We start from the raw sequence: 18,586 nt of genomic DNA, 5'->3' as shown, positions 1-18,586 counted from the left end.
AGGGAACTACCTCGGGGGCTATCTTGACATCAAGAAACTCTATATCAAGAGACTTCATGTCGACACAACCACTACACTGATCGTCATGGAGGACGAGGTCGATCGGCTGGTCGCTGCGTGGCGCCGGGAGCGCCCGGACCTCGACGTGGAACCACTGGAGGTGCTCAGCCGGGTGAGCAGACTGGCCCGGCATCTGGACCGTGCCCGCCGCCTGGCGTTCTCCGAGCACAGCCTGGAGCCCTGGGAGTTCGACGTCCTGACGGCGCTCAGGCGCGCGGGATCCCCGTATCAACTCTCGCCCGGCCAACTGCTCACCCAGACACTCGTCACCTCGGGCACGATGACGAACCGCATCGACCGGCTGACGAAGAAGAGCCTGGTGGAGCGCCTCCCCGACCCGAGCGACCGCAGGGGCGTGCTCGTCCGCCTGACCGACGAGGGCCGCGACCGCGCCGACCAGGCGCTGGCGGGCCTCCTCGACCAGGAGCGCGCGATCCTGGCGGAGCTCAGCAGGGCACAGCGCGCCGAACTGGCGGGCCTGCTACGCCAGTTGACCGCCCCGTTCGACAACATCCCCGGTTAGGTCCACGGGCCCGACCCCGGCACGGCGGGCAAGCGCCACGGCGGCGAGAGTCGAGTGCACGCCCAACTTCCCGAGCACGTTCTGCATATGGGTGCGGACGGTGTGCGGCGACAGGAACAACCGCTCGGCGACGGCCTTCCTCCCCAGCCCGGCGACCATGCACCGCAGCACTTCCCGCTCCCGGGGCGTGAGCGACTCGACGAGCCGTTCGCTCTCGGTGCGGTGCTTGCGCGCGGCGGTCAACTCGCGCAGCACGCCGGTGAGAAGGGCGGGCGGAAGGTGGGTCTCGTCCCGCAACACCCCACGTATGACGGTGAGCAGCCGGGACAGCGAACAGTCCTTGGCAACCCATCCAGAGGCCCCCGCCTGCAAGGCGAGCGCGGCCCTGCGCGGGTCGTCCTTCTCGGCCAGCACGACGGTCCGTACGCTCGGCTGGCCGGAACGGACACCGGCGACGAGCGAGATCCCGTCCACCAGCCCGTCCTCATTGCTCTCCTGGACGGGCACGGCCGCCGGACGCATGCCGGGCAGACCGCCACCCAGGTCCGCGTCGACGAGCAGCACATCGAACCGGCGGCCTTCCGCCGCCGCGCGCTCCAGGCAGCGCAGCGCGGCGGGACCGCTGCCCGCTGCGGACACGTCGACGTCGGGCTCGGCCGCGAGGGCGGCAGCGAGCGACTCGGCGAAGATGCGGTGGTCGTCGACGACCAGTACTCGGATGCGAACCACTCTGAAACCCCCACTGTCGGGGGACGGTCGGTGCGGGTACGGCGCCCGAAGTGATCCCGAGCCCGCTTACGACTCGGAAAACAGGATGCCGCAGCCGCACGGCCGCCGCCGTGCTGGAACTGCTACCCCCACTTCGGGCGTCGTACCCGACTGTCTCGCCCCCTGATCAGCACCGGCCCCCACCGGTGCTGTTCATCAGGGTAAGGCCGGGGGCCGGGAGCGGAAGGTAATTTGCAGAACTGGTTGGCCAGCGCGTTTATGGTGAGCCGTATGTTTCGTATTGAGACAGGAGACGACAGAGAACGGCGCGATCTGCTCCGCCGGCGCCTGCTCGACACCAACACCGCGGCGTCTCCGGTCCTCCGCGCCCTGCGCGGAACCCCAGGTGAACGCGAACTTCCGCTCCACGTCTGGGCCTTGGACTCCACCGGCGCCCTCGCCGGCGGCCTCGTCGGCCACACCTGGACGACCTGGCTCCACGTGACGTACCTGTGGGTCGACGACGTCCACCGAGGCTCGGGCCTCGGCTCCCACCTCCTGGCCGAGGCCGAGCACATGGCCGCCGCCGAACGCGGCTGCCGCAACGCGCGCCTGGAGACCTGGGACTTCCAGGCCCCCGACTTCTACAAGAAGCGGGGGTACGAGGTGGTGTGCGTGATTCCCGATTACCCGCCGGGGATCACGGAGTACACGCTGACGAAGCGCTTGGGCTGAGCGGGAGGGTTTTCTCGCCTCCTCCGCCCCTGCCCTCCCCCACTCTCGGCTTCGCTCGAGCGGGGGGACCCCCATCGTCCCTGGGGGCTGCGCCCCCAGACCCCCCTAAAAGATCGCGCAGTTCCCCGCGCCCCTTAGGGGCGCGGGGAACTGGGCGTCGGGACGGGCAGGGGCGGAGGGGCGAGAAAACCCTCAGGTCAGACGGCGGGCCCCCGCTGACGGGACCGCCGGGAACACCCGGGGAGCCGTGAAGCCCGCCGCGGCGAAGGCCTCGTCCACCGCCTTGGTGACCGTGTCCGCGTCCGCGGACTCGACCAGGACGATCGCCGAGCCGCCGAAGCCGCCACCGGTCATCCGGGCACCGAGGGCACCGGAGGAGTTGGCGGTGTCGACGACCAGGTCCAGCTCCGGGCATGAGATCCGCAGGTCGTCCCGCAGGGACGCGTGGCCGTCGGTGAGGACGGGGCCGATGGCCCGGACATCGCCCGCGTCCAGCAGCGCGACCACCCGCGCCACGCGGTGGTCGTCGGAGACGACATGGCGGACGTAACGGCGCACGCGCTCGTCGGAGAGGCGAGCCAGCGCCGCGTCCAACTCCTCGTACGCGACATCACGAAGATGGGAGACGCCCAGCTGCCGCGCACCCTCCTCGCACCCCTGCCGCCGCTCCGCGTACGCCCCGTCGCCCAGCGCGTGCTTCACCCGGGTGTCGACGACCAGGAGCTCCAGGCCGTGGGCAGGCAGGTCGAAGGGGATCTGGCGGATCGACAGGTCACGGCAGTCGAGGTGCAGGGCGTGGCCCTCGGTGCAGCACGCGGACGCCGTCTGGTCCATGACGCCACAGGGCACGCCGACGAAGTCGTTCTCGGCGCGCTGGGCCACGCGAGCCAACTCCGGTCGGGTGAGGCCCAGTTCGTAGAGGTCGTTGAGCGCCAGGGCGGTGACCACCTCCAGTGCCGCCGACGACGACAGGCCCGCGCCCGTCGGCACCGTCGAGGCCAGGTGGATGTCCGCGCCGGTGATCACATGCCCCGCCTCGCGCAGAACCCAGACGACGCCCGCCGGGTACGCGGCCCAGCTGGTGTTCGTCAGGGGTTCCAGCGCGTCCACGTCCAGCTCGACGACCGGCCCCTCGATGTCCGCCGAGTGGAGGCGCAGGACTCCGTCGGAGCGCCGCGACACCGCCGCCACCGCGGTGTGCGGCAGGGCGAGCGGCATCACGAACCCCTCGTTGAAGTCCGTGTACTCGCCGATCAGGTTGACCCGGCCCGGCGCAGCCCAGACGCCCTGGGGAGCCGTCCCGTACAACTCCTCGAAGCCCTCACGTACCCCCACTTGCTACCCCTTCGCTACGTTCTGTGCGAACTCCCACGCGTCCGCGACGATCCCCGCGAGATCCGCGCGGGACGGGTTCCAGCCGAGCCGCTCCCGGGCCGTGGCCGCGGAAGCCACCAGTACCGCCGGGTCGCCGCCGCGGCGCGGGGCCACGACCTCGGGGATCGGGTGCCCGGTCACCTGTCGCACCGTCTCGATGACCTCGCGGACGGAGAACCCGTTGCCGTTGCCGAGGTTGCAGATCAGGTGTTCGGCGGGAGCGGCCGCCTTCAGCGCCAAGAGGTGGGCTTCCGCCAGGTCCGCGACGTGGATGTAGTCGCGGACGCACGTGCCGTCCGGCGTCGGGTAGTCGTCACCGTAGATCGAGATCGCGTCGCGGCGGCCCTGCGCGACCTGGAGGACCAGGGGGATCAGATGCGACTCGGGGTCGTGGCGCTCTCCGCACGCCCCGTACGCGCCCGCCACGTTGAAGTAGCGCAGCGACACCGCACCCAGTCCGTGCGCCGCCGCCTCGCCGGTGATCATGTGGTCGACGGCGAGCTTCGAGGCACCGTAGGGGTTGGTGGGCTTGGTGGGCGCCGACTCGACGATCGGGGTCGTCTCCGGTTCGCCGTACGTCGCCGCCGTGGAGGAGAAGACCAGCTTGCGGACGCCCGCCTCGCGCATCGCGGCGAGCAGCGCCATCGTGCCGCCGACGTTGTTGTCCCAGTACTTCTCGGGCTTCACCACCGACTCGCCGACCTGTGAGAACGCGGCGAAGTGGAGCACGGCGTCGAACGAGGAGTCCAGCCACTTGGCCGCGTCCCGGATGTCGCCTTCCACGAACGAAGCACCCGCCGGTACGCCCTCTCGGAAACCCGTCGAGAGGTTGTCCAGTACGACGACCTCGTGGCCCGCCTCGATCAGGTGCTGCGCGACCACGCTGCCCACATAACCCGCACCACCGGTGACCAGGTACTTCCCACTCATCAACTCGCTACCTCTCGCAGTCGCTGGGCCGCGGTCTCCGGCGGCACGTCGTTGATGAACACGCTCATGCCGGACTCGGAACCCGCGAGGAACTTCAGCTTGCCGGAAGTACGGCGAATGGTGAAAAGCTCAAGGTGAAGCGCGAAGTCGTCGCGGTTGACGCCCTCGAACTCCTCCAGCGCGCCGAAGGGTGCCTGGTGCCAGGCGGCGATGTACGGCGTCGGAGGCTCGCCCGCCCCTTCTTTCCCTCCATCCGGCCCGTCGAAGATCCGGTCGAAGCGCCTCAAGAGTTCCAGATAGACCTGGGGGAACTCTGTGCGCGCATCCTCGTCGAGGCCGAGCAGGTCGGGTACGCGGCGCCGCGGGTAGAGGTGGACCTCGTACGGCCAGTGCGCCGCGTACGGCACGAAGGCCACCCAGTGGTCACTCGACAGGACGACCCGGGAGCCGTCCGCCACCTCGCGGGCGACGACCTCGTCGAAGAGGTTCTCCCCGCCGGTCGCCTCCTTGTGGGCCGCCAGTGAACGCAGCATCAGCGCGGTGCGCGGGGTGGTGAAGGGGTAGCCGTAGATCTGTCCGTGCGGGTGGCCGAGGGTCACGCCGATCTCGGCGCCGCGGTTCTCGAAGCAGAAGACCTGTTCGACGGCGGGGAGGTGGGACAGCTCGGCGGTCCGGTCCGTCCACGCTTCCAGCACCAGCCGCGCCTGATCCTCCGTGAGGTCGGCGAAGGACGCGTCGTGGTCGGAGGTGAAGCAGACGACCTCGCAACGGCCGGAGTCGCCGGCCAGCGAGGGGAAGCGGTTCTCGAACACCACGACGTCGTACGAGGAGTCGGGGATCTCGCTCAGCCGGTCGCCGGAGGAGGGGCACAGCGGGCATTCGTTCGCCGGCGGGTGGTACGTACGGCCCTGGCGGTGCGAGGCGATCGCGACCGAATCGCCGAGCAGCGGGTCGCGGCGTACCTCCGAAGTGGTGACGGTCGGGTCGAGCGGGCGCCGGTCCACCGCGTCGCGCACCACGTCGTCGCGTGAGTCGTAGTAGATGAGCTCACGACCGTCGGCGAGCCGGGTCGAGGTCTTCTTCACAGTCGGACTCCCCATCCGCACCCATTCAAGCCTTCAAACATAACCGAACACAACAAACCACGAATCACCACCGGCGTCAACATCACAATCAAACAAAGGACACCACCAGAAGTGTTCATTTCTTGAACATGGAGGCGTAGGTTCCGCTCTTGATCAGTTCGCGCAACGAAGCGAGACGAAGCGAGTTCTTATGCAGTCCCCCACACATTCCCCCACATTCCTCACCGAACCAGGCATCCACCTCGCCGCCGGGCTCCGGCTCCCCACCAACGGCCTCGACTACACGATCCTGGCGATCTACTTCGTCGCCGTCCTCGGCATCGGTTTCGCCGCCCGCCGCTCGGTGAAGACGAGCCTCGACTTCTTCCTCTCAGGGCGCTCACTGCCCGCGTGGGTCACCGGACTCGCGTTCATCTCCGCCAACCTGGGCGCCACCGAGATCCTGGGCATGGCCGCCAACAGCGCCCAGTACGGCGTCTACACCGTGCACTGGTACTGGATCGGCGCCATCCCCGCCATGGTCTTCCTCGGCCTGGTGATGATGCCCTTCTACTACGGCTCCAAGGTCCGCTCGGTCCCCGAGTTCCTGCTGCTGCGCTTCGACAAATGGGCGCACCTGCTGAGTTCGATCCTGTTCGCCTTCGCCGCCATCCTGATCGCCGGCGTCAACCTCTACTCGCTCGCGATCGTCGTCGAGGCGCTGCTCGGCTGGCCGCAGTGGGTGGCGATCGTGGTGGCCGGCCTCTTCGTCCTGGCGTACATCACGCTCGGCGGCCTGTCCTCCGCCATCTACAACGAGGTCCTGCAGTTCTTCGTCATCCTCGCCGCGCTGATCCCGATCGCCGCGCTCGGCCTGAAGCGGGTGGGCGGCTGGGACGGCCTGACGAACTCCCTCGACAAGACCCACGGCGCCGACTTCACCACCGCCTGGGGCGGAACGGGCATCGGCCACGACAACCCACTGGGCGCCAACTGGCTGACCATCGTGCTCGGCCTGGGCTTCGTCCTGTCCTTCGGCTACTGGACGACGAACTTCGCCGAGGTCCAGCGCGCGCTGTCGGCCAAGAACCTCTCCGCGGCCCAGCGAACCCCGCTGATCGCCGCATACCCGAAGATCTTCATCGTCTTCCTGGTGATGATCCCGGGCCTGGTGGCGGCCGTCCTGGTCCCGAAGATCGGCACGAGCGGCTCTGACCTGCAGTACAACGACGCGATCCCCTATCTGATGCAGGAGCTGTTGCCGAACGGCGTGCTCGGCATCGCGGTGACGGGCCTCCTCGCGGCCTTCATGGCGGGCATGGCGGCCAACGTCTCGTCCTTCAACACGGTCTTCACGACGGACATCTGGGCGAAGTACGTGGTCAAGGGACGGGAGGACACCTACTACGTCGGCTTCGGCCGTCTGATCACGGTGATCGGCGTACTGGCGTCGATGGGAACGGCGTTCCTGGCGTCGTCCTTCTCGAACATCATGAGCTACCTGCAGACGCTGTTCTCCTTCTTCAACGTGCCGATGTTCGTGGTCTTCATCGTCGGCATGTTCTGGAAGCGCGCGTCGGTGAAGTCGGGCTTCTGGGGCCTCCTGGCCGGCACGACGGCGGCGATGATCAACTACTTCGTCATCTACAAGCAGGGCATCATCGACATCCCCTCCGACCAGGGCGCCAACTTCGTCTCGGCGATCGCGGGCTTCGTGGCCGGTGCGGTGGTCATGGTCGCGGTCTCGCTCTTCACCGCCCCCAAGCCGGAGGAGGACCTCCAAGGCCTCGTCTACGGGACCCGCTCCCCCGGCATGGCCGAGCCGCCCGCCGTCGGCGACGACGCCTGGTACCGCAAGCCGGCCCTGCTGGGCTGGGGCGCGTTGATCCTCGCGGCCGCCTGCTACATCCCGTTCTCGTTCTGATCTCGTTGCGACGAGGGAGGCTTAAGAAACCATGTCCGACCATTACTCGGATCGCGACGTCCAGCGTGAGGTCACCGAGCTGGAGCAGAAGTCCGCGACCGCGACTCGCCTCTTCGACATCCGCCTCATGATCGGCGGCCTGTTCGTGATCTACGGCATCATCGTCACGATCGCCGGCATCACCGTCTCCGACGCCAACCTCGACAAGGCCGGGGGCGTCAACATCAACCTCTGGACCGGCCTGGGCATGCTCGCCCTGGGGGTGTTCTTCCTGGGGTGGCTGTGGCTGCGGCCACTGGCGCCGCCGGTACAGGCGCCTGACGAGAAGGGGGCGGCGGAGTAGCTCTCTGACGTGGGGCCGGAGTTCACGGTGGGACTCCGGCCCGTACGGCTACGGGGCTGCTCGGGGAGAAAGAGGTCGGCCGGGTCGGTCGCTTCGAAGGCGCGGTCGCGCAAGATCGGGAGCTGCTCCAGGTCGGTGGTTGCGAACACCTTGGCCTTGACGTCAGGTGGTGTCTCAATGCCCCGCCAGCACAGGAGTTTCAGGACGATGCGCTGCAGGCGCCCCCGTTCGAAGCGCTCCGCACAGCCTTCACTCCAGGCCCGCTCGGCGGCCTCCAGCCACGCTCGCCGTATTGTTGGCTGCCAGATTTCCGGGGGCAGCTTCCACGGAGTCGAGTCCCGCTGCCGACTGCCGTCCTTCTGCTCAGGCTCCGTCGCCGACGTGCGCAGAAAGGTGGCACGGCGGATCCTCCGGGACGGCTTCGGCGGCTGAGGCCTCCACCGCCAGTCCGTCTACTGCGGCGGTCGAGGATCCTCCCCGCCGCCCGGCGCCGTAGGCACAGGCCCCGCCCGGTCCAGCAACCCCGTCCGCGCCGCCAGCGCCGCCGCCTCCAGCCGCGATCCCACCCCCAGCTTCATCAGCACCCGCTGGACATGGGTCCGGGCCGTCGACGGAGCGATCCCCATCCCCGCCGCGATCAGTCGCGTGTCCTCGCCGTCCGCGACCCGGACCAGGACCTCGACCTCCCTCGGGGTCAGCATCTGGAGAAGCCGCTGGCCCTCGTCATCGGGCTGTGCGGCCGGATTGAGCAGCTCGCTGAAGGCGCCCTGGAGCAGTTGTGGGGCCACCGCCGCCTCGCCCGCGCGGGCCTTCATGATCGCGCGCTCGACTCCCTCTATGCGCTCGTCGTGCCGGACATAGCCGGAGGCACCTGCCGCGAACGCGGCCGCGATGCCGCGTGGGTTCGGTACCGGGCCCAGGACGAGGACCGCCACCTGCGGGCGCTCCCGTTTGATCTTCACCACCGGGTCGAAGATCCCCGGCTCGGCCGGTGTCGCGGTGCCGATCAGGCACACCTCGGGTGCCCGTGTGATCACCAGCTCTGCCGCTCCCGCGGCGGGCGCCGCCGCGGCGAGCACCCGGTGCCCCCGCAGCTTCAAGGCCGAGGCCAACGCCTCGGCGAGCAATCGGTGGTCGTCGACCACCATGAGCCGCACTCCCATCAGGCAACCCCCCAGTCCCCCCAAGCATCCCCACTGGTTCCCCGTGGATTAGGAGCCCCCCGGCTCTCCATCCCCCGGAAGCTACACGCTTGTTCGACGTTGCGCTTCCCCTACCGGAGAGAAGTGCCCCGGAATATCAAAATCCCTCCCATTCGGGAGTGATGAGGGGTACGCGAACGACCCCGCCCCTGAGCAGGGATCCTGCACCAAGGGCGGGGCCGTTCACAACGGCGCGTTCATCTATTGAGCGCCGAGGGCGATCGTGCGCGATTACTGCGTGCCGAAGGCGATCGCCAGGTACTCCTTGTCGTCCGAGGACGACGGCTTGTGGGCGTAGACCGCGGACATGTACAGGTGACCGTCCTTGTAGAGGATCTCGGCGTAGTCCGGGAGCATGCTGGTCTCCGCGCCGTGGACCGCCTCGGTCGCGGGGTTCTCCAGGAGCTTGGTCTCCTTGAACGAGGTGCCGTCGATGGTGACGATCTGCCCGCCCTTGTCGTACGGCGGACGCTTGTACGCCAGGATGTTGCCGCCATCCATACGCAGCGGGGTGATGCTGTAGCCGTCTCCCGCGTCCGCGCGCTGGCCGGTCTGCTTTCCGGTGGCCAGGTCGAAGGCGACGATCTCGTTGGTCTGGCTGTACTCGCCGGTGCCGTCGTGCTCCTCGGTCGGGATGTAGAGCTTGTCGTTGCCGACGGCGAGCGAGGAGCAGTACTCGATCCTGGTGATCCCGTCGCATCGGGCGGCGTACGTCTTGCCGGGCGCCGAGATCTTCGTACGCAGCGTGCCGGTCTTGTTGTCGATGGAGAAGAAGTCCGAGATGCCGCTGCCGTCACCGGCGGAGTCGCCGACGTCGGCGGCGACGACCAGCGGGTTGGTCGACACGACGCTCGCGTACTCGATGCCGGGCGACATCTTGTACTCGGAGAGCACCTTCCCGGACTTCGGGTCGATGGTCTGGATGTGCAGCTGACGGGTGCTGCCGTACTCACCGCACTTGCGGACCGCGACCAGCTTGTCGCCGCCGCCGTATCCGGAGTCGTAGCAGCTGTCGGTCGGCTTCGGCGCCCACAGCTGCTTGCCGGTGGATATGTCGAACGCGGCGCCGCCGCTGGTGCTGCCCGCGGCCACCGTGTTCGCGCTCACGGTGACGTTGTCGAGGCTGACCAGCTGGTCACCGGACTTGACCGTCTTGGTCCACAGCTTCTTGCCGATGTCGAGGTCGAGGGCCGCGAGTTGGCTGCAGCCGTGCGAGGGCTCCGCCTTGGTCGGCATGGCGGGCTCGTAGATGATCGCCGTCCGGTTGGCCTCGGTGCTGTGGCGGCTGGCCTGGCACACCGGGCCGGGAAGTTTGATCGTCCAGAGCTTGGCGCCCGAGTCGGGGTCGTAGCCGTTGATCTCGGCGTTGCCGCTCTTGGCGTACACCTTGTCGGTGAGCCAGGAGCCGACGGTGGTCACGCTGCTGTCGTCCTTCACGGCGGGCGCGGGCACCTGGAACAGCACCTTGGAGCTGGTGTTGGACGGCACCTTCTCCTTGCCGTTGGAGCCGCTCGTCTTGCCGCCGTCCTTGCCGTCCTTGCCGCCGGTGCCGCCGCTCGTACCGGACGAGTTGTTCTTGCCGTCGTCCTTGCCCGAGGAGTTGGCGTACCAGACACCGCCACCGATGATCAGCGCCACGGCCACCACAGCCGAGACGATGATGACCAGCTGGCTGTTGAACTTCCGCCCGCCGCCCTGGGGAGCCTGCGGCTGCATCGGCATGGTCTGCGGCTGGGGGTAGCCGTACGGCGTCTGCTGCGCGCCGTACTGCGGCTGCTGGCCGGGATAGCCGTAGCCGGGCTGAGCCGGGGGCGGCGTCTGCGGGTAGCCGTACGGCTGCTGCGGCGGGGCGGACGGGGGCGACTGCGGAGCCGGGGGCGTCTGCGGGTAGCCGTAGCCGGGGCCCTGCGCGGGCGGCGGGGGCGTCGGGGCACCGAAACCGCCCGGGGGCGGGTCCTGCGGGGCGCCGAAACCGCCGGGCGGCGGGTCCTGGGGCGCGCCGAAGCCGCCCTGCGGGGGCTGGTTCGGCGGTGGCGGGGGCGGCTGGCTCATGACGTGTGTACCTCGGAATACGAAGGGATGGCGGGTCTGGACGGAAGGAGGACGAGGGTCACTTGCCGTAGGCCAGCATCAACTTCTCCTTCGCCTCGTCATTGCCCGTCAGCCGGGTGGTGGAGATGTAGAAGCGCCCGTCCACGTAGTCGACCGCCTTCGAGAAGAAGCTGTTCTCGATGTCCGCGGTGCCTTGTGGCATCTGCAGGAGCTTCGTCGTCCTGTGGCTGCCGCCGGTCGTCGGGATCGACACGATCTGGCCACCGCCGTCGTACGACGGCTCGACGTACGCGACGAGATTCGTGCCGTCCATCCTCATCGGCAGCATCGACTCGTCCGCCGGGGACTTGACGCGCCACTTCTCCTTGCCGGTCTCCAGGCTGAACGCGACGATCTCGTTGGCGCCGCTCTTCGCCTCGGTCGGCAGATAGAGGGTGTTGGCATCGGCCGCGGTGCCGAAGCAGCCGGACAGGTCGCGGTTGAGGATGGCGTAGCCGCACTCGGGCGCGAAGGAGTCCTTGCTCTCCAGCTGCGAGCGCAGATCGCCGTTGTTCTTCAGCGTGGTGACGTTGACCGTCTTCTTGTCGTCCTTGGTCATGTAGAGGACGACGGGGTCGACGGAGTACGCGCGCTCGACCCGCCAGCCCTTGGGGATCTTCGTGGTCCACTTGGCCTTGCCGGTGGCCGGGTCCAGCTCCTGCACCTCGTCGTGCTCGGTGTCGGAGCCGACGCCGCAGGACGAGACGGCCAGCAGCTTGGTGCCGCCCGCGAACGCGGCCGGATAGCAGCCCGAGCCGTACTTCCCCTTGTCCCACAGCTTCTTGCCGCTGCCGGTGTCGAACGCCGTACCGGACATCGAGCGGCCGACCGTCAGCGTGTCGCCGGTGATGGACAGCTCGACGGAGAGCGTGCTGTCGAAGAGGTCACCGTCGGGGACCTTCCCGCTCCAGCCCTTGGCACCGGTGTTGAGGTCGATCTCCTGGAGCTGGTTGCACTTGGCGCTGTCGCTGGAGCCGCTCATGTACGCCACGAAGACCTTGTCGTCGGACGTCTTCTGCGGGGTGACCGCGCAGATCTTCTGCGGGAAGGTCAGCGCGTCCCAAGTGGGCTTGCCATCCCCGGTGTTGTAGGCGAAGACCTGCTTGTACGCCGCCTTCACCGCGGCCTTGTCGGTGATCCACAGACCGGGGGCGTCGGCGCCGGACCCGGGCGCGTCCGGCGCCTGCTTGTACCAGAGCACCTTCGCCTCACCGGCCTGGCGGCCCGCGTTGAGGTCCTCGGGGTCCTCCCCGCCGTTGCCGCTGCCGTCACCGGGGTTGACCGGGTCGTCGGAGGCGGAGGCCTTGGAGGTCGGGCTCTTGTCGGCGACCGGCTTCTTGCCGTCGTCACCGCCGCTGCTGACGGCCCAGACGGTGCCGCCGACGACGAGCAGCGCGGCGACCGCGGCGCCGATGATCACCGCGGGCCTGCCCTTGAAGGGGTTCTTGGAGCCGCCGCCGGGGGACGGGGTGCCGGGCGCGCCCGGGTACTGCGCCTGGGGCGGGTATCCGTAACCGGGCTGCTGCGGCTGGCCGTAGGGGCCGGGCTGGCCATACGGTCCCGGCTGCTGCGGTTGTCCGTACGGGCCCGGCTGGCCGTAGGGGCCGGGCTGCTGGGGGTATCCGTAACCGGGCTGCGGGGGGCCGGCGGGCGGAGCCTGCGGGGGCGCGGGGGCCTGGGGCGGCTGCGCCGGCGGAGGTGGCGTGCCCTGGGGCGTGTTGGCGGGGGGCGCGCCGAAGCCGCCCTGCGACCGCGGGTCCTGGGGCGCGCCGAAGCCACCCGCCGGCGGCTGGTCCTGTGGTGCTCCGAAGCCGCCCTGCGGCGGCTGACTGGGCGGCTGACTCATCAGCGCTTCCCCCTCTTCACTGATGTGGCGCCCCACCGGCGGCGCTGGACTCGCGCCACCCCCGGTGGTTCTCAGACTGTTCTCAGACGGCCCTTTCTATCACTCTGAGGCCCATGAACAGCGGGCCGGTCCGTCCCCTGTTCCCAAGGGAGGACCGGCCCGTGATGCCGTCGTTACGCGCCTTCACGCGCCCTTCACGCGGGGCCCACGTCGGCGCTCGCGCGGGCCCATGTCGGGGTCCGCCCGGCGCACTTCAGGCATACGCGCCCTCGTGCGCGACCCGTCAGGCGTCCTCGGCCAGCTCCAGCCAGCGCAGCTCCAGGTCCTCGCGCTCCCCGGCCAACTCGCGCAACTCCGCGTCGAGTTTGGCGACCCGCTCGAAGTCGGTGGCGTTGTCGGCGATTTGGGTGTGCAGCTTGGTCGCCTTCTCGGAGATCTTGTCCAGCTGCCGCTCGATCTTCTGGAGCTCCTTCTTGGCGGCGCGGGCGTCGGCGGCGGAGGCGGCCTTGGCGGGCGCCGGCGCGGAGGCGAGCACGGCGGCGGCCGCGACCTCCTCGATCTTCCTGCGCCGCTCCAGGTACTCGTCGATCCCGCGCGGCAGCATCCGCAGCGTGCCGTCGCCGAGCAGCGCGAAGACGTTGTCCGTCGTCCGCTCGATGAAGAACCGGTCGTGGGAGATCACGACCATCGAGCCGGGCCATCCGTCGAGCAGGTCCTCCAGCTGCGTGAGGGTCTCGATGTCGAGGTCGTTGGTGGGCTCGTCGAGGAAGAGGACGTTGGGCTCGTCCATGAGGAGCCGCAGAAGCTGCAGCCGCCGACGCTCACCACCGGAGAGGTCCCCGACCGGGGTCCACTGCTTCTCCTTGTTGAAGCCGAAGGTCTCGCAGAGCTGCCCCGCGGTCATCTCGCGGCCCTTGCCGAGGTCGACCCGGTCGCGGACGGCCTGGACGGCCTGCAACACACGCCAGTTCGGGTCGAGTTCGGCGACCTCCTGCGAGAGGTAGGCCAGCTTGACCGTCTTGCCGGTGACGATCCGCCCGGCGGCGGGCTGCTTCTCCCCCTCGCTGCGGGCGGCCTCGGCCAGGGCCCGCAGGAGCGAGGTCTTCCCGGCGCCGTTCACGCCGACGAGCCCGACGCGATCGCCGGGGCCGAGGTGCCAGGTGAGGTGCTTGAGCAGCACCTTCTGGCCCGCCTGGACGGTCACGCCCTCCAGGTCGAAGACGGTCTTGCCGAGCCGCGAGCCGGCGAACTTCATCAGCTCGCTCTTGTCGCGGGGCGGCGGCACGTCCGCGATCAGCTCGTTGGCGGCCTCGACGCGAAAGCGCGGCTTGGAGGTGCGGGCGGGCGCCCCGCGCCGCAGCCAGGCCAGCTCCTTGCGTACGAGGTTCTGCCGCTTGACTTCCTCGGTGGCGGCGATGCGCTCGCGCTCTGCGCGCGCGAAGACGTAGTCGGAGTAGCCGCCCTCGTACTCGTACACCGCGCCCTTCTGCACGTCCCACATGCGGGTGCAGACCTGGTCCAGGAACCACCGGTCGTGGGTGACGCAGACGAGGGCCGAGCGCCGCTCGCGCAGATGCTGCGCGAGCCAGGCGATGCCTTCCACGTCCAGGTGGTTGGTGGGCTCGTCGAGGATGATCAGGTCCTGCTCCTCGATGAGCAGCTTGGCGAGGGCGATGCGGCGGCGCTCGCCGCCGGAGAGGGGGCCGATGACGGTGTCCAGCCCCTGCGGGAAGCCGGGCAGGTCCAGCCCCCCGAACAGCCCGGTCAGTACGTCTCTGATCTTGGCGTTGCCCGCCCACTCGTGGTCGGCCAGGTCGCGGATGACCTCGTGGCGGACGGTGGCCGTGGGGTCGAGGGAGTCGTGCTGTGTCAGCACTCCCACGTGCAGGCCGCCGGAGTGCGTGACACGGCCGGTGTCGGCCTCCTCCAGCTTGGCGAGCATCCGGATGAGGGTGGTCTTGCCGTCGCCGTTCCGGCCGACCACGCCGATACGGTCGCCCTCGCTGACGCCGAGGGAGACTCCGTCGAGCAGTGCACGGGTGCCGTACACCTTGCTGACGGACTCGACATTGACCAGGTTGACGGCCATTTCTCTCCTGACAAGGGGGACGATCGACCCTCAAGGGTAGTCCGCGCGGTACGGGGGCCGAGCGGTGAGGTTGTTCGCCCCCTCCGCCCCTGCCATGGCCTCCTCGTTCATGCCGAAGCCGCTGTTCTCGACCTCGACGAGGACACCGTCCCGCAGCCGCGCGGCCCGCAGCTGCACCTTGGTGCTGGGCGGCGAGAAGGCGGCGGCGTTCTCGACCAGCTCGGCGAGCAGGTGGATCACATCGGCGACGGAGATCAGAACCGCACGACGGAGATCACAGCGGTACGTCGCGGATCAGAGCACGGTCGCTCCCGGCGCCGGGCTCTCGGTGACCCGTACGGAGCGGCAGGTGCCCGAGGCGAGCAGGGTCTTGGCGACCGTCTTCGCGGACTCGGCGCCCGGCGCGAGAAAGGCCGTGGTCGGGCCCGAGCCGGAGACCAGCGCCGCGAGGGCGCCGGCCGCGCGGCCCGCGGTGAGGGTGTCGGCGAGGGCCGGGAAGAGGGAGAGGGCGGCGGGCTGCAGGTCGTTGGAGACCGCGGCCGCGAGAGCGTCGGCGTCCCCCTTCCGCAACGCGTCGAACAGCTCCTGCGAGGCGACGGGTTCAGGGATCCGCACGCCCTCGTTCATCCGGTCGAACTCCCGGAAGACGGCCGGGGTCGACAGCCCCCGCTCGGCCATGGCGAAGACCCAGTGGAAGGTCCCGCCGACCTCCAGCACCCGCAGCTGCTCGCCCCGGCCGACGCCGAGCGCCGCCCCGCCCACCAGACTGAACGGCACATCGCTGCCCAATGCGGCACAGATGTCGAGGAGTTCGTCGCGCGAGGCGTCCGTGCCCCACAGCGCGTCGCAGGCGAGGAGCGCACCGGCCCCGTCCGCGCTGCCGCCCGCCATACCGCCGGCGACGGGGATGTCCTTGGCTATGTGGATGTGCACGGCGGGGTCGCGGTCGTACCGCCGGGCGAGTTCGAGGGCCGCGCGGGCCGCCAGGTTCGTACGGTCCAGGGGCACCTGCGCGGCGTCCGGACCCGCGCAGGTGATGCGCAGTTCCTCGGCGGGGGTCACCGTCACCTCGTCGTAGAGGCCGACCGCGAGGAAGACATTGGCCAGGTCGTGGAAGCCGTCGGGGCGGGCGCCGCCCACCGCGAGCTGGACATTGACCTTGGCAGGGACGCGTACCGTCACGCTCACTTACAGGGACTCCTTGTGCTCGGCGATACGCGCGAACTCCTCGACCGTCAGGGACTCCCCGCGCGCCTGCGGCGAGACACCCGCGGCGACGAGCGCTGCCTCCGCGGCGGGCGCGGATCCGGCCCACCCGGCGAGAGCGGCGCGCAGCGTCTTGCGCCGCTGGGCGAAGGCGGCGTCGACCACGGCGAAGACCTCGCGCTTCGTCGCCGTGGTCTTGATCGGCTCGCTCCGGCGGACGAGCGACACGAGCCCGCTGTCCACGTTGGGCGCCGGCCAGAAGACATTCCGCCCGATGGCGCCGGCCCGCTTGACCTCGGCGTACCAGTTCGCCTTCACGGACGGGACGCCGTACACCTTCGAACCGGGCGCGGCCGCGAGGCGGTCGGCGACCTCGGCCTGCACCATCACGAGCGTGCGCTCGATGGTCGGGAAGGTGTCGAGCATGTGCAACAGGACGGGTACGGCGACGTTGTACGGAAGGTTGGCCACCAGCGCGGTCGGGGCGGGCCCGGGGAGTTCCCGTACGTGCATCGCGTCGGAGTGCACGAGCGCGAAACGCTCCGCGCGCTCCGGCATGCGGGCCGCGACGGTCGACGGCAGAGCCCCCGCGAGCACGTCGTCGATCTCCACCGCGACGACCCTCTCGGCCACCTCCAGCAGGGCGAGTGTCAGCGAGCCGAGCCCGGGGCCCACCTCCACGACCACGTCGTCGGGCCGCACGTCCGCGGTGCGCACGATGCGGCGCACGGTGTTCGCGTCGATCACAAAGTTCTGGCCGCGCTGCTTGGTGGGTCGCACGCCGAGGGCACCCGCGAGTTCGCGGATGTCGGCGGGGCCCAGGAGGGCGTCGGGGGTGGGGCTGGTCACGGAGCAAGGGTACGGGTGCGGAGGGCTGGGGGATGTTTTCGCCCCCTCCGCCCCTACCCTCCCCCACTCTCGGCTTCGCTTGAGCGGGGGACCCCCATCGTCCCTGGGGGCTGCCGCCCCCAGACCCCCGCCAAAAGACTGCGCAGTTCCCCGCGCCCCCAAAACGGGGCGCGGGGAACTGCGCGACAAGCCTGGAGCGAAAAAACCTCGCGGCCTCACCTCCACAGCCGCCCCCCACAATGCGGCCAAGGGCTCGCTCCCCGCCGCACATACAGCTTCTTCGCACGCGAGGTCTGCTCGGCGGCGGAGGCGTCCTGGGGGCGCCCGGAACCGCCGAGGGCGTGCCAGGTGCGGGTGTCGAACTGGTAGAGGCCGCCATACGTGCCGGAGGGGTCCACGGCCCCCGGCCGCCCACTGGACTCGCACGCCGCGAGACCGGACCAGTTCAGATCGTCGACCCCGTCGAAGGACGTCGGATGCGGCTTCGTACCGACCTTCACCAGCTGCGCCCGCGGCTCCCGCACCACCGCGGACTCGATCCGCCTCGGCCTCTGCTCGACCCCGTTGACGGTCCGAAGGGAATACGTGACGCGCCGCGCCCCCGGCTGACCGGCACGCTCGACGACCTCCGTGCCCTTGAACAGCGAGGGGTCCTGAGTCCGCCGTACCTCGAACGGAATCGGCTCGTCGCGGACCTCCCTGGCCCCGGTGACCCGCATGACGGTGACCGTCTGCCCGTCGCGCGGGAAGCTCCCGGGCGCGACGGAGGTGGTGTCCTGCCCGTGCAGGGTGATCCCGGCCTCCTCGACGGCCTCCCGGACGCTCGCCGCGTTCGTACGGATGGTCCGCGCCCGCCCGTCCGCCATGATCGTCACCGTGCGCTCGGTACGGACGTTGACCGCGAGGCCCGCGCGCCTGATTCGCTGGGAGCGCGACGTCGACAGGTACGCGCCCTCCGCACGCACCCCGAGCTGTCGAAGCGCCTCGTCCACCGTGTGCGCCGTCGTCCACACCTCGCGCCGGTGTCCGTCGAGGGTGAGGTGTATGGGCCGCCCGTAATGCACCGCGACCTCGTCGCCGCTGGCGAGCGCCGTGCCGGGCCCGGGCGCGACGACGTCGTGCGCCCCGACCTCGACGCCCTCGCCGGCGAGGAGTTCGCCGACGTCGTCCGCGAAGGTGTGCAGGGTGCGCGGCTTCCCGTCGACGCTGAGCTCGATCGCCTTGTCGTTGGCGACGAACGCGGAGGTGCCTCCGGCCAGGAATGCCACGACCAGCGCCTGTGGGAGCAGCCGCCGCAGGGGGTCGGGCCGCTCGGTGCTGCGCTTGCGCCGTGCCGCGCGCCGGGCCTCGGCGCGACCGCCGGGCGCGGGCGCCCCGTCCGCCTGCCCTGGCCGGGGCAGCCGGGGTTCCGTCGACGCCTCCGGCTCGGCCACCCAGGCCGCCTCGTACGCGGGCCGGTAGGTGTCCGGGTGGCCGAGGCCGTACGACGGGTCGAAATGCCCGTACGACGTCCCTGTCGCACCAGGGAGTCCAGCGACACCAGCGCTATGGGCAACACCGGTGTCACCAGCGACACCAGTGGGTCCATACGTCTCGTACTGCGAGCTGCTCACGACGACACGCTCCAGAAGTCCGGATGAGG

The 18,586-nt window shown here is 69.9% G+C and carries 16 protein-coding genes; 4 read left to right on the top strand and 12 right to left on the bottom strand.

Going from position 1 to position 18,586, the window contains the following annotated elements; all coding sequences use genetic code 11:
* The first annotated feature begins 85 nt into the window (after positions 1-85).
* On the top strand, positions 86-583 hold the full coding sequence (gene tamR / locus ACZ4RZ_RS25970; protein ID WP_467748005.1) for a MarR family transcriptional regulator TamR: 498 nt from the start codon (positions 86-88) through the stop codon (positions 581-583).
* Here tamR and ACZ4RZ_RS25965 read toward each other — a convergent pair.
* Positions 542-1,312, bottom strand: a complete 771-nt coding sequence (locus ACZ4RZ_RS25965) for a LuxR C-terminal-related transcriptional regulator (RefSeq protein WP_467748003.1) — start codon at positions 1,310-1,312, stop codon at positions 542-544. The genes tamR and ACZ4RZ_RS25965 overlap by 42 nt on opposite strands.
* Before the next feature lie 258 nt (positions 1,313-1,570).
* Here ACZ4RZ_RS25965 and ACZ4RZ_RS25960 point away from each other — a divergent pair, with 258 nt between their 5' ends.
* Positions 1,571-2,026 (top strand): GNAT family N-acetyltransferase, encoded by a 456-nt coding sequence (locus tag ACZ4RZ_RS25960; RefSeq protein ID WP_467748237.1) that lies wholly within the window; start codon positions 1,571-1,573, stop codon positions 2,024-2,026.
* 192 nt (positions 2,027-2,218) lie between these two features.
* On the opposite strand, the gene galK is transcribed toward ACZ4RZ_RS25960, so the two are convergent.
* From galK to galT, 3 genes are read right to left on the bottom strand one after another with little or no spacing between them, the layout of a single operon-like run.
* Entirely contained in the window at positions 2,219-3,361 is a 1,143-nt protein-coding gene (galK, locus tag ACZ4RZ_RS25955; RefSeq protein WP_467748001.1) for a galactokinase, read from the bottom strand.
* 3 nt (positions 3,362-3,364) lie between these two features.
* Entirely contained in the window at positions 3,365-4,330 is a 966-nt protein-coding gene (galE, locus tag ACZ4RZ_RS25950) for a UDP-glucose 4-epimerase GalE (protein ID WP_467748000.1), read from the bottom strand.
* Positions 4,330-5,415, bottom strand: coding sequence for a galactose-1-phosphate uridylyltransferase (galT, locus tag ACZ4RZ_RS25945; protein ID WP_467747998.1), 1,086 nt, complete (start codon positions 5,413-5,415; stop codon positions 4,330-4,332). The genes galE and galT overlap by 1 nt, the downstream gene beginning before the upstream one ends.
* Positions 5,416-5,605: 190 nt before the next feature.
* Here galT and ACZ4RZ_RS25940 point away from each other — a divergent pair, with 190 nt between their 5' ends.
* Entirely contained in the window at positions 5,606-7,318 is a 1,713-nt protein-coding gene (locus ACZ4RZ_RS25940; protein ID WP_467747996.1) for a sodium:solute symporter family protein, read from the top strand.
* A 31-nt stretch (positions 7,319-7,349) separates the two neighbouring features.
* A complete protein-coding gene (locus ACZ4RZ_RS25935) occupies positions 7,350-7,661 on the top strand; it encodes a hypothetical protein (protein ID WP_467747994.1) in 312 nt (103 codons plus the stop codon).
* Between the two features lie 452 nt (positions 7,662-8,113).
* Here the strand turns inward: ACZ4RZ_RS25935 and ACZ4RZ_RS25930 are convergent, their stop codons facing one another.
* The 8 genes from ACZ4RZ_RS25930 to ACZ4RZ_RS25895 form a co-directional block, all read right to left on the bottom strand.
* The gene (locus tag ACZ4RZ_RS25930; RefSeq protein WP_467747993.1) at positions 8,114-8,824 is read right to left on the bottom strand and encodes a helix-turn-helix transcriptional regulator; all 711 of its coding nucleotides are present in this window, start codon (positions 8,822-8,824) and stop codon (positions 8,114-8,116) included.
* Between the two features lie 270 nt (positions 8,825-9,094).
* Positions 9,095-10,915, bottom strand: a complete 1,821-nt coding sequence (locus ACZ4RZ_RS25925; RefSeq protein ID WP_467747991.1) for an outer membrane protein assembly factor BamB family protein — start codon at positions 10,913-10,915, stop codon at positions 9,095-9,097.
* Positions 10,916-10,973: 58 nt separating this feature from the next.
* Positions 10,974-12,800: an outer membrane protein assembly factor BamB family protein gene (locus ACZ4RZ_RS25920; protein ID WP_467747990.1), complete on the bottom strand. Its 1,827-nt coding sequence runs from the start codon at positions 12,798-12,800 to the stop codon at positions 10,974-10,976.
* A 283-nt stretch (positions 12,801-13,083) separates the two neighbouring features.
* A complete protein-coding gene (locus ACZ4RZ_RS25915) occupies positions 13,084-14,889 on the bottom strand; it encodes an ABC-F family ATP-binding cassette domain-containing protein (RefSeq protein ID WP_467747989.1) in 1,806 nt (601 codons plus the stop codon).
* Between the two features lie 30 nt (positions 14,890-14,919).
* Entirely contained in the window at positions 14,920-15,129 is a 210-nt protein-coding gene (locus tag ACZ4RZ_RS25910; RefSeq protein ID WP_467747988.1) for an ATP-binding protein, read from the bottom strand.
* A gap of 54 nt (positions 15,130-15,183) precedes the next feature.
* Positions 15,184-16,077, bottom strand: a complete 894-nt coding sequence (locus ACZ4RZ_RS25905; RefSeq protein ID WP_467747987.1) for a 4-(cytidine 5'-diphospho)-2-C-methyl-D-erythritol kinase — start codon at positions 16,075-16,077, stop codon at positions 15,184-15,186.
* Positions 16,078-16,944: a 16S rRNA (adenine(1518)-N(6)/adenine(1519)-N(6))-dimethyltransferase RsmA gene (gene rsmA, locus ACZ4RZ_RS25900; protein WP_467747986.1), complete on the bottom strand. Its 867-nt coding sequence runs from the start codon at positions 16,942-16,944 to the stop codon at positions 16,078-16,080. It lies immediately after the preceding gene.
* 215 nt (positions 16,945-17,159) lie between these two features.
* Positions 17,160-18,557: a ubiquitin-like domain-containing protein gene (locus tag ACZ4RZ_RS25895; protein WP_467747984.1), complete on the bottom strand. Its 1,398-nt coding sequence runs from the start codon at positions 18,555-18,557 to the stop codon at positions 17,160-17,162.
* Between the last annotated feature and the right edge of the window lie 29 nt (positions 18,558-18,586).

This window comes from Streptomyces sp. NPDC027189 (genome assembly GCF_055566975.1).
This window is presented reverse-complemented; position numbering and strand designations above follow the sequence as displayed.

What these genes read in the sequence shown, in the direction of transcription:
- tamR (WP_467748005.1), top strand. Translation starts at nt 86, where the DNA reads ATGGAGGACGAGGTCGATCGGCTGGTCGCTGCGTGGCGCCGGGAGCGC.
- ACZ4RZ_RS25960 (WP_467748237.1), top strand. Translation starts at nt 1,571, where the DNA reads ATGGTGAGCCGTATGTTTCGTATTGAGACAGGAGACGACAGAGAACGG.
- galE (WP_467748000.1), bottom strand. Translation starts at nt 4,330, where the DNA reads ATGAGTGGGAAGTACCTGGTCACCGGTGGTGCGGGTTATGTGGGCAGC.
- ACZ4RZ_RS25940 (WP_467747996.1), top strand. Translation starts at nt 5,606, where the DNA reads ATGCAGTCCCCCACACATTCCCCCACATTCCTCACCGAACCAGGCATC.
- ACZ4RZ_RS25935 (WP_467747994.1), top strand. Translation starts at nt 7,350, where the DNA reads ATGTCCGACCATTACTCGGATCGCGACGTCCAGCGTGAGGTCACCGAG.
- ACZ4RZ_RS25930 (WP_467747993.1), bottom strand. Translation starts at nt 8,824, where the DNA reads ATGGGAGTGCGGCTCATGGTGGTCGACGACCACCGATTGCTCGCCGAG.
- ACZ4RZ_RS25925 (WP_467747991.1), bottom strand. Translation starts at nt 10,915, where the DNA reads ATGAGCCAGCCGCCCCCGCCACCGCCGAACCAGCCCCCGCAGGGCGGC.
- ACZ4RZ_RS25920 (WP_467747990.1), bottom strand. Translation starts at nt 12,800, where the DNA reads ATGAGTCAGCCGCCCAGTCAGCCGCCGCAGGGCGGCTTCGGAGCACCA.
- ACZ4RZ_RS25915 (WP_467747989.1), bottom strand. Translation starts at nt 14,889, where the DNA reads ATGGCCGTCAACCTGGTCAATGTCGAGTCCGTCAGCAAGGTGTACGGC.